The sequence below is a fragment of the Citrobacter freundii complex sp. CFNIH2 genome (assembly GCF_002880615.1).
Classification (GTDB): Bacteria; Pseudomonadota; Gammaproteobacteria; order Enterobacterales; family Enterobacteriaceae; genus Citrobacter_A; species Citrobacter_A amalonaticus_F.
This window is the reverse complement of sequence record NZ_CP025757.1, coordinates 4,567,329-4,576,875: the sequence shown is the minus strand read 5'-3', so window position 1 is coordinate 4,576,875 and position 9,547 is coordinate 4,567,329. Positions and strand designations below refer to the sequence as shown.

The following is a 9,547-nucleotide window of genomic DNA, read 5'->3' as shown; positions in this document are numbered from 1 at the left end:
TCAATGTCCTGCAAGCTGATGGAGCGCGGTAATGACGCGGGTTGTGTCGTCATGGGTCATGTCCGGGAAAAGAGGGAGAGAACAAATACGCGCGCTGTTCCATTCAGAGTTTGGAAGCGACACCTCCGGGAAACGCTCGCGGTAGTATTTTTGCGTATGGGCCGCACGAAAATGCAGGCCGGTACCGATGCCTTGCTCTTTCAGCGCCGCCATTAAGGCATCCCGTGAGATGCCACACTGAGCTTCATCCACGCGAATAATAAACAGGTGCCAGGCGTGCAGATGCGGCCAGGACGGAATGCGCAGCGGCTGAAAAGGGGTATCCGAGAGTTCAAGCAGGTAGCGGTTGGCAATGTCATGACGGTACCTGTTGGCCTCGCCCAGTTTGCCCAACTGCACCAGCGCCAGCGCGGCGTTGATATCCGCGAGGTTGTATTTGAAGCCCGGGGTGATGACCTCTGCCTGCGGCGCGCGGCCGTGGGTCTGGCGGCCATAGGCATCGACGCCCAGACCGTGGAACTTCAGGCTGCGGATTTTTTGCGCCAGTTGTTCATCGTCCGTTATCACCAGGCCGCCTTCGGCGCAGGTCATATTTTTGATGGCATGGAAGGAGAAAATTGCCGTCCCCAGCCAGCCCACATGACGGTTGTTGTAGTACGTTCCGGCGGCATGGGCAGCATCTTCAATGACAGGAACGCCGTGGTATTCACCGATGGCGCGAATGGCGTCGATATCGCACGGCGCGCCTGCATAATGCACCGGCACAATGGCTTTGGTGCGGGGCGTAATGGCAGCCTCGACCGCCTCTGGCGTCACCATCAGCGTATCTTTGTCAACGTCGATCATCACCGGTGTGGCGCCCAAAAGCACGATCATATTCAGCGTCGACACCCAGGTCAGAGACGGCGTAATGACTTCGTCGCCCGGACCAATGCCCAGCGCCATCAGGGTGACATGCATCCCCGACGTGGCGGAGGAGACGGCAATCGCATGACGGTTTCCCGTCAGCGTACAGAACGCCTCTTCAAGCTCCAGATTTTTCGGCCCGGTGGTGATCCAGCCAGAGGTTAACACCTCCTGTACAGCGGCGATTTCCTCAACGTCCATGGAGGGACGGGAAAAAGGCAAAAAATCGCGCATTATTCATTTCTCTTTCGGAGTAAAAGGTAGCTTTTCAATATTATCCAAATACCGACGCCTTTATTTAAACGAACCATAAACTCATCTCAAGGTAGCGTTCATTTCTCAGGGGGAAAATTATTACAGGGAGGTAAAAGCCACATCCCACCCGGGTATTTCATGTTAGTCGGCACCGTATGCACAGACATAATAAGATTCCTTCAAAAAAAGTAAGCGACAACTATGCTGGCACAGGGGGACTCACCGTTCTTATTCACGGTAATACACACTGGGCACATTTTGATTCCAGATAAAGCCATTTCGTGTCACCTTTGCAGGGGACGCGTTGCCAGAAGAGAAGAAATACCATTAAATATTTCACCCGATACATCGTAATATCACGTTGGTCTGGCCGGGAGTTTTCATTATCAACAGAGCTTATGCTGCGTCTGGCTATTAGCGATTAGCTCTGTATTTTTATCTCTGGTCATGCCGGAACTTCTGGCATCACATTATTTTACTGAGATTATGTTACTGAAAAACCGATTGTCCCGGAGGCTCGCAGCAGACACAGGCAATGAGGAAAAGAACAATATAGGGTACAGGCATCGTAGCCGTCCTCAGTTAAGTGGTTAAACAATGAAGTCTTTTGCGACTGATATATTACCCATACGTATTTGACCTGACTTATACTGAATCCGGCACAGCATAGCTGTGCATTCGATAGTTAATCGTGATTACTGCGGCGTGATTATTCATTCATGGGTAAGCCAGTTCAACCACACGGAGCTTGATGTCAGTCGAATCATTCCTGCGGGTTTTGTGTCGTCAGGATTGGGTTTTCATATCTAGATGTCCGTCTGTACTGGTGGGCAGTCTAAGTTAACTGCACTGTGTTAATGGCTACATCCGCCGGCTATAAGACGACAATAAGTCAGTCCGCCCGGTGCTGATTATTCTGGCCAGCTTTACGCTTACCGTAACAAACCGTTTTCACTATACTATCAGATACCTCAGTAACCTAACCAGCACCAGGCACACCATAAAAACCAGAATAAGATAATTGTCGCACTCTTCCCCTTCTCTGTTGCCCCCGTTTTCAGGACATACGGTCTGCCGAACATGACTGTTTTTATTCATTTTTCCGCTCCATAGCCAGTCACCTCTCACCTTCGGGGGCGGGTGAATACCCACAACAAAATCCCCGTAAGGACAATCACAATCGCCTGCGGCCATGATTCAAGCAGCACCCGGGACTGCTCCACCAGTACCCGGTGTGTTTCTGAAAGCTTCTCTGTCATATTCACATCCCTTCTCCCGACAGCCACGTATACGACATAGCCAGCTCCCGAACCAGTCGCCTGTGCCGGATACGAGGTGAAGAGGAACAAGAGGCCAGGACTTCCGCTATCTTGTGCACTGCACTGTATCTGTGGACATATACAGTCTTGGGTGACAGTCCTAGTTGTTCGCTGAGTTCACGGACAGACCTCCCCTCCAGTAGACTGTATAGTGCCTGTTTTTCCCTGAAAGTCAGCGCGGAATTCGTGATACCTCTGGCCCACACTCCGGAAAAAGACACCTGCGTATCCTGTCCCTTCAGTGTTCTCCGCCAGCGATGCAATGAGTCTCCGGCATCCATAATACGGATTTGACCAATTCCCTGCCTCGTACTAAGGAGCGGGGGCAGGAACTGCCACAGCCAGTCAAGATCAACCCGGCAGATAAGCAGAACAGATGCCTTCCCGGCCTTCTCACACAGGTAACCCAATAGGTCCTTCAGGGTAGCAAGTTGTTGTTGAAGTGGCGCGGCCAGCCAGACTACGGTAAGCGATTCCCCTGAGCTTTCCACGCCCTCTGCCACCGACCACCCGCTTTCTTCCAGGAGACGAACTATTCCTGTACGAGCCAGCCAGCATGGCGAAAACACTTCCACCCGGCACTGCCCGGTTGTCGGGCCCAATCCGGGTTCAATCACATCTCCCACCGCTCAGTAAAACGGACGGGAAAATAATTAAAGGACCGGCGCTGCCCCACGATACGTAACACATGGCGCAGCCATTCACGCGGGCAACCCCCGCTACGGTTATGTTTGCGCGTGTATTTCCGAGATTTTGTATTGTCTTCCGCATGCGTGTGCTCCGTTCTAGGTTCTACTGTCCTAAGTTACATAGGGTGAGAAAGCAGAGGGGCGGTGCCCTGCCTTGTGAGCCGAAGCACCAAAATTATCGGGTGCATCTCACATACGTTCTATGCTTAGCGAACTCTGGTATGACTCCAGCCATGTCCACGGCTCGTAACTATGCCCCAATGCAAAACCAAAGCAACTCTCAATCAACGGAAATCATAAAAAAAAATAAAAATAAAAATAAAACCAACACAAAAAATGTAAGTGAACCGTACCGGGTTTCCTGGAGACTAAACTCCTTGAGAGAGGTAACAGGATGACAAAAAACAATCAGTTTTCCCCCGAGGTGCGTCAGCGTGCCACCCGCCTGGTTTTTGAAAGCCAGCATGAGTACAGCTCGCAGTGGGAAGCTATCTGTTCCGTTGCCCAAAAGATTGGTTGCTCCCCTGAGACGCTCAGAGCCTGGATACGCCGGCAGGAGCGCGATGCCGGTGACGGCGACACGATCGTCATAATCACATTCAATCCTAAACAAGGCATCCCCGGGCTGCAGTTTCAGTAGTTTTTCAGCTTCAACGGCAATAATGGCCAGCTGTATTTCTGTGTCAGCCAGGAGTCGCTTTTTGTCCGGAAACATATCTGGCTTAAGACCTGCGCTATCGGGAAGTCCCCTTGATTTAAGTGCATTAAGGCAGGCTTCGAGCATTTCAACTGGGTCAGAGACAGAGGGAGGCATAATGTGAAGCGCCTTAAATTTTGTCAGAGGGTGCTACGCGCAGTAAATAAAAGCCAGTCCAGGAGGTTTCAGCGGATATCGCTTTCCAGCCACACCGTGAGAGCAGCGTCGATAAACCGGCGATGTTTCCGGTGATTCTGGCCAGCAGTTTGCCTTTCAGCCTGCCGTCGTCGTCAAATGCGGCATCGAGGGAAGATTTAGCCAGATAAAGACAGTTGAGCACGGGGTTCACCGGTACGGCATCCAGAGTACTGATCAGAGACGAAGTTGTACCAGGTGATGCCACGCCCGGAACCAAAATATTTTCTGTTAGGCCCAGAATTGACGGTTTTCACCGGCGTGACAAAGCGCATGCCGTCGGCTGACGCCACTTCACCACCGCCCCAGCGCCCGGCAAGCTCCAGCGTAGACTGAAAATCAACCAGACGGGCATTGGCGCTGACCAGTGTTTCTGCCCGGAGGTAATTCTGTTTCACCCAACTGAGCCGGTGGCGGGTCAGTGCCGGTATATTGTGCTTTATCAGCGGTTCCAGTCCGATATTGCAGGCTTCAGCCATCAGGACCGCACACAGGCTGACGTGCAGATCCTGCGCCCGCGCTCCGGACTCACTGACATGCATAAATTCCCGTGTAAATCCTGTTCTGGCGTCTATTTCAAGCAGTAATTCCGTCAAATCAACCGGAGGAAGCAACTGTCTGACCCGACTGTTGAGACAAAGCAATGACTGTGGCTCCTCCAGTTTCTCCAGGCTACTAATGGTCAGGGAAGGATATTTACCGTCATTGCAAACATGGACTTCCGCATTCCCTTCAAATCGGGATGCGACAGCTTTCCAGGTCTCATCCAGCTGAACGGCCAGTTGCTGCACGCCTTTATGCCCATCGGTGGGATGTCCCAGCGCACGACAGACGGGGATACGCTGAGCTTGCCACTCTTCACCCTGCAACAGCTTCTCACGGGGACTTCCCCAGCGATCGCTGTTTTCGAGCCAGATGTCCCGGCGGCGCAGTGCATCCTGAAGGCGTTCGAGCAGACACAGTGAGTAACCGGCGCGTTGTATCCGGCCTTCCGCATCGTACACGAGGCGTTTCCAGGGGCCGGTGATGATATGTTCAGGAGCATCATCGAGGATGCGCTTTTTCGAGCCGTTCAGTTCGGTCAGATAATGAATCGCGGCCAGCGTATGTTCTCCTGCTGGCGCAGCGCGGAAATGCAGATCCCGCAATACCGCAGGAAGAAAACGCTTAACCCGGCCGTACTGCTCCACCATTTCATCATGGAAGTTATTGTTCTGAGGGCGGGCAAGTTCATTAACCTTGCTGACGGATTCTGCCAGCCTGCTTTTCGGTACGCAGCTGAAGATGGTCTCCCTCAGTTCAGCATCGTCAGCCTGCTCATCCAGCAACAATGAACATGCTCGCGCCAGCAGTAGCGCAGCACGGTCAAGATCTTTAAGCGTCCTGAGCCGCTTTTTCTGCCCCGTTTTCTTCGCCTCGCGGGTGATGTCCAGTATCAGCATATCGAGCACATCAACGGCCTCATCCAGCGCTGTTATTTCCTGAGCTTTAACAAATGCTGTGAGTACGGCCAGTTTTCTTTGCTCTGGCATGCGTGCGATATATTTTACCGATGCCATACCTGCATAACGCGCCAGATTACGTAGCTGTATAGCGGGCAGGCCGGTAAAATTCAGCCGGGAAAACTCAAGGGTTCGCAGCCGGACATACCGCTCCAGCGCTTCTGTAAATGCCGGGCCGCTGACGGTGACTGGTCCCTTTTTTAGTTGTTCCAGCGGTGAAATTCTCTGCCCCTCAGGAATGTCCAGCAGTTCCGTCACGCGGGCGGTCTGCCAGCTGTCCGGCAACGCGGCCAGTTTCTTCCACAGACGCTGATTTGCCCGTTCGCGTATTTCACTGACGAGACGAACAAGTGTGGTTGCTCCGGGCAGCAGGACCTTATTCTGAAGCAGCCACGCGGTGGCAAAATCAAACATCAGGCCGGGTCGCTCATTACTGAGCCATGCCCGGGTGTACAGCAGGCGCTTCAGGCGGAAAGACCAGGGAAAATCGCCAAATTCATGGTAACCGTAATATTCCTTAATCAGCGCAGTATGCTCTCTGAGTGTCGTATTCCGTTCAGCGTAGCGGGAGAGGACTTCCGGACGGCGGATATTAAGCTGCACCGCAACAAATTGCTGAACACCCGGCAGAACCCGGGTTAAATCTGTTAGAAAGGTGCCCAGAAAACGGGCGCTGGTAAGCTGAAGCGCTATTCCCAGCCGGTTATGCCTTCCCCGCCGCTGGTTAATGAAAGCAAGATCCCGTTCATCAAGATGAAAATAGCGCGCCAGCTGCACGTCATTGGGTTCCGCAACGTAGCGACCATAATTCAGTTCCTGCTCGGTGGTCAGAAAATCGACGGGCATATCAGCCTCCCTGCCTGAAGGTTACAAGTTAACAACTTTGTAACCATCCGAAATATTATAAATTATCAGACAACATAAAACGGAAGGCATGGGCTGTCTATTAAATCGTATTTTTGCCATAATAGACACAAGGTGTCTGATATTCGATTTAAGGTACATTTATATGCGACTTTTTGGTTATGCGCGGGTCTCTACCAGTCAGCAGTCTCTCGATATTCAGATCGGGGTGCTCAGAGACGCTGGGGTAAAAGCCAATCGTATATTTACAGATAAAGCATCAGGCATCTCTACCGACAGAGAAGGTCTGGACATGCTGCGAATGAAGGTGGAGGAAGGCGACGTCATATTGGTAAAAAAACTCGACCGTCTTGGCCGCGACACTGCTGATATGATTCACCTTATAAAAGCATTCGATACTCAAGGCGTTGCAGTCCGGTTCATTGATGACGGGATTAGCACCGACGGACCAATGGGACAAATGGTGATCACTATTCTTTCAGCTGTAGCACAGGCCGAACGCCAAAGAATTCTTGAGCGCACTAATGAAGGCAGGCAGGAGGCGAGGCTTAAAGGTATCAAATTCGGACGCAAGCGAAGTGTAGACAGGGATGCCGTTCTGGAACTCCATCAGAAAGGTATTGGTGCAACTAATATTTCTCATCAACTCAGCATTGCACGTTCCACTGTCTATAAAATTCTCGAAGAGCAGAATCGGGTTGTGACTTCAACTTACTGATAATGTTTTGTGTTCAGATAATGTCCAATGGTTTTGTCATGCAGTTCCACCGATTTTGAGAACGACACTGACCACAACAATTCCAGTATGGGTGATCAGTATTTGAAGGAAGTGTTTATATGAAATTTATGGAATGTGCTGTTCGGGATGTGATTTACGGAACCAATGTCCGTATTGTCAAACCGGCCAACATTTATGAATGTGAACTCCGGGATAACGTGTTTGTCGGCCCCTTCGTTGAGATACAGAAAGGCTGTCTCATTGGCAGTGGAAGCCGGATCCAGTCGCACACGTTTATCTGCGAAAACGTAACACTGGGTGAGAACTGTTTCATTGGCCATAACGTGACGTTCGCCAACGACCTTTTCAGGTCTGGAGCGCCGGACCCATCACCGGATAACTGGATCACCATTTCCCTGGGGGATTCGGTTACTATAGGCAGCGGAGCCACCATTCTGTCACCATATATCTGCAGCGGGACCGTCATTGGCGCGGGTGCTGTTGTGGTTAAACCGATAGAAATCAAAGGTATTTATGCAGGAAACCCGGCGAGGCTGATTAGATCATTATGAAAAAGAAAAGGGCCAGTAAAGGCCCTTTCTATCAGAGGTAGGTCTGCGAATACGGCAGATGTACAGAAAGCGACTGCCGGGGATCGGTTTCCAGCGCCGCCTGGTATTCTGCGTCAGTGATATCACCTTTTTTCAGCAAATAACCGAGAGCATCGTTTCCCAGTCCTGACAGTATGCGTATTCTGGCGACCCGGAAATCAAACAGGCTGTCCATCATACCCGGCTCCGGAGCTGCGGGAGGACTGGCCAGATAGGCAGGTTTGACCACACTGCTGATGATGTTCCAGTATCGGGAAAAGTCGCGTGAGGGATCCGGGAGAAGGCCCGCCAGCAGTCCAATCCGGATGGTTTCCAGCCAACTGTCATAAAAGCGCTTAACATGAAGTGAAGCCATGTGCTCAGCGCACCATTTGCGCATGGCTTCTTTTTCCGGAAGAAGCGACTCTCCGGAGAATACGTTGATGACCCACTGGCTGATGATGTCAAAATAGGGGAACGCGGCCCCGAAACCGGCAGTATCTACCGGCGGATTTATGACGGCCAGCGAAGGATCTTCCGTCCAGAAAAAGTGCTCATACAGCTGTGCCCTGTCAAACCCCGGAATGAACGAATAATCAGGCATTTCATAGCCGGTGCAGGTAATGATGACATCATATTTTTCCTGCGTTGCGTCGACGAACTCAATCACCCCTTCTCCGGTGAAACGCTCTGCTTGGGGTTTAATTTTTATCAGTCCGGCGGCCACATTCGGTATGATTTTTTCGTTAACATGCACCGCGTTATTGTTCGCCATGTCGGGCAACAAACCGGATGCCCGGTAGGTCTGCATGTAGTCAGGCATCGTGGTATCGAGATAACCGACAAAATCTGCATAACTCAAGCGACTCAGCAGACACCGGCCCAGATAGGAATGCATCATGTCGTTCGGACCCGTCCGGAATTGTCTTGGCAGATACAGCCCCATCTTTTTAACGGGCAGACTCACGCTTCTGGCAAAGGGAACAAGGTCTGAGGCAATATCCGCCCCGCTGACACCACCGCCTATGATGAGTATATTTTTCCCTTTAAATACCTCCGGCTCCTGATAATCTTTGGATGTGATCAGCGTGCCGGAGAAGTATTCCGCACCCGGCAGGGTAGGCCGGCGAGGTTGCCAGAGTTCCCCTGTTGCAATGATGACCCGGTCAAAAATATCTTCCCGGTCATTTCCTGCAGAGGTGCTGCGAATAACCCAGTGCCCGGAGTCTTTTCTGAGTGCAACCACTTCAGTATTAAGCCGGGTAGACGCACGGAGGGCATCCTCTCCGGTCACCGCCGAAAGATATGCGAATACCTGCGCCACACCCGGAAATTCATCAATATTGCCTGGGGGAAAGTCAGTATAATGGAATGCACAACGGGAGTTTTGCATACAGGCATTACGGTAAGCTCCACTACTCCAGGGGTTCCAGATCCACCCAATATGGGCATTTTTCTCAAACAGAACCACGGAGTGCCCCGCCTTAATCGCATTACGGGCAGAAATGATGCCGGCAGGTCCTGCGCCGATGATCGCAATATTCATACGTGTTTTTTCCTGCGGTTGAGAAGTGTCATTACCAGCACCGGTGCAGCCAGAAACAGTGTGACAATATTTGCGGCCAGTACGGCCAAATCAGATCGCAGAATGCCATATGCTATCCATGCAATTACACCTGTCAGGAACATGATATACATAACAACGGAGATACCTTCGGTGTTGCGTGTCCGGAGCGTTTTGATGCTCTGGGGGGCGAACGCAAACGTCGTGAAAAATGCGGCAAACAGCCCAGTTAAAAGAATGGTGTCCAT

At 51.5% G+C, this 9,547-nt stretch carries 8 protein-coding genes and 3 pseudogenes; 3 read left to right on the top strand and 8 right to left on the bottom strand.

The features are described 5' to 3' along the window. The 3 genes from arnB to WM46_RS26910 form a co-directional block, all read right to left on the bottom strand. A complete protein-coding gene (gene arnB / locus WM46_RS22380; RefSeq protein WP_102603375.1) occupies nucleotides 1-1,140 on the bottom strand; it encodes a UDP-4-amino-4-deoxy-L-arabinose aminotransferase in 1,140 nt (379 codons plus the stop codon). A 1,145-nt stretch (nucleotides 1,141-2,285) separates the two neighbouring features. Beyond that, entirely contained in the window at nucleotides 2,286-2,420 is a 135-nt protein-coding gene (locus tag WM46_RS26690; RefSeq protein ID WP_262360414.1) for a hypothetical protein, read from the bottom strand. Between the two features lie 2 nt (nucleotides 2,421-2,422). Continuing rightward, entirely contained in the window at nucleotides 2,423-2,761 is a 339-nt protein-coding gene (locus WM46_RS26910) for a LuxR C-terminal-related transcriptional regulator (protein ID WP_410374634.1), read from the bottom strand. A gap of 802 nt (nucleotides 2,762-3,563) precedes the next feature. Here WM46_RS26910 and WM46_RS22370 point away from each other — a divergent pair. Then, nucleotides 3,564-3,749, top strand: a pseudogene (locus tag WM46_RS22370) (transposase); the annotation flags it as partial. A 247-nt stretch (nucleotides 3,750-3,996) separates the two neighbouring features. Here WM46_RS22370 and WM46_RS22365 read toward each other — a convergent pair. Both WM46_RS22365 and WM46_RS22360 read right to left on the bottom strand, forming a co-directional pair. Further along, complete coding sequence (locus WM46_RS22365; protein ID WP_102603373.1) at nucleotides 3,997-4,206, bottom strand: hypothetical protein; 210 nt, start codon at nucleotides 4,204-4,206, stop codon at nucleotides 3,997-3,999. Between the two features lie 19 nt (nucleotides 4,207-4,225). Then, nucleotides 4,226-6,409: pseudogene (locus WM46_RS22360) on the bottom strand (Tn3 family transposase); the annotation flags it as partial. Nucleotides 6,410-6,572: 163 nt separating this feature from the next. Between WM46_RS22360 and WM46_RS22355 the strand changes: the two are divergent. Continuing rightward, on the top strand, nucleotides 6,573-7,145 hold the full coding sequence (locus tag WM46_RS22355) for a recombinase family protein (protein ID WP_102603372.1): 573 nt from the start codon (nucleotides 6,573-6,575) through the stop codon (nucleotides 7,143-7,145). Here WM46_RS22355 and WM46_RS22350 read toward each other — a convergent pair. Further along, nucleotides 7,139-7,216, bottom strand: a pseudogene (locus tag WM46_RS22350) (IS1 family transposase); the annotation flags it as partial. The gene WM46_RS22355 and the pseudogene WM46_RS22350 sit on opposite strands and share 7 nt — an antisense overlap. A 48-nt stretch (nucleotides 7,217-7,264) precedes the next feature. Here WM46_RS22350 and WM46_RS22345 point away from each other — a divergent pair. Beyond that, the gene (locus WM46_RS22345; protein WP_057393711.1) at nucleotides 7,265-7,717 is read left to right on the top strand and encodes an acyltransferase; all 453 of its coding nucleotides are present in this window, start codon (nucleotides 7,265-7,267) and stop codon (nucleotides 7,715-7,717) included. A gap of 31 nt (nucleotides 7,718-7,748) precedes the next feature. Here the strand turns inward: WM46_RS22345 and WM46_RS22340 are convergent, their stop codons facing one another. After that, the gene (locus WM46_RS22340) at nucleotides 7,749-9,281 is read right to left on the bottom strand and encodes a flavin-containing monooxygenase (RefSeq protein WP_102603371.1); all 1,533 of its coding nucleotides are present in this window, start codon (nucleotides 9,279-9,281) and stop codon (nucleotides 7,749-7,751) included. Then, the gene (locus WM46_RS22335; RefSeq protein WP_102603370.1) at nucleotides 9,278-9,547 is read right to left on the bottom strand and encodes a SemiSWEET transporter; all 270 of its coding nucleotides are present in this window, start codon (nucleotides 9,545-9,547) and stop codon (nucleotides 9,278-9,280) included. Before WM46_RS22335 ends, WM46_RS22340 begins: the two co-directional genes overlap by 4 nt.

Coding starts and splice junctions, on each gene's coding strand:
- arnB (WP_102603375.1), bottom strand. CDS start 1,140: ATGCGCGATTTTTTGCCTTTTTCCCGTCCCTCCATGGACGTTGAGGAA.
- WM46_RS26690 (WP_262360414.1), bottom strand. CDS start 2,420: ATGACAGAGAAGCTTTCAGAAACACACCGGGTACTGGTGGAGCAGTCC.
- WM46_RS26910 (WP_410374634.1), bottom strand. CDS start 2,761: ATGGATGCCGGAGACTCATTGCATCGCTGGCGGAGAACACTGAAGGGA.
- WM46_RS22355 (WP_102603372.1), top strand. CDS start 6,573: ATGCGACTTTTTGGTTATGCGCGGGTCTCTACCAGTCAGCAGTCTCTC.
- WM46_RS22345 (WP_057393711.1), top strand. CDS start 7,265: ATGAAATTTATGGAATGTGCTGTTCGGGATGTGATTTACGGAACCAAT.
- WM46_RS22340 (WP_102603371.1), bottom strand. CDS start 9,281: ATGAATATTGCGATCATCGGCGCAGGACCTGCCGGCATCATTTCTGCC.
- WM46_RS22335 (WP_102603370.1), bottom strand. CDS start 9,547: ATGGACACCATTCTTTTAACTGGGCTGTTTGCCGCATTTTTCACGACG.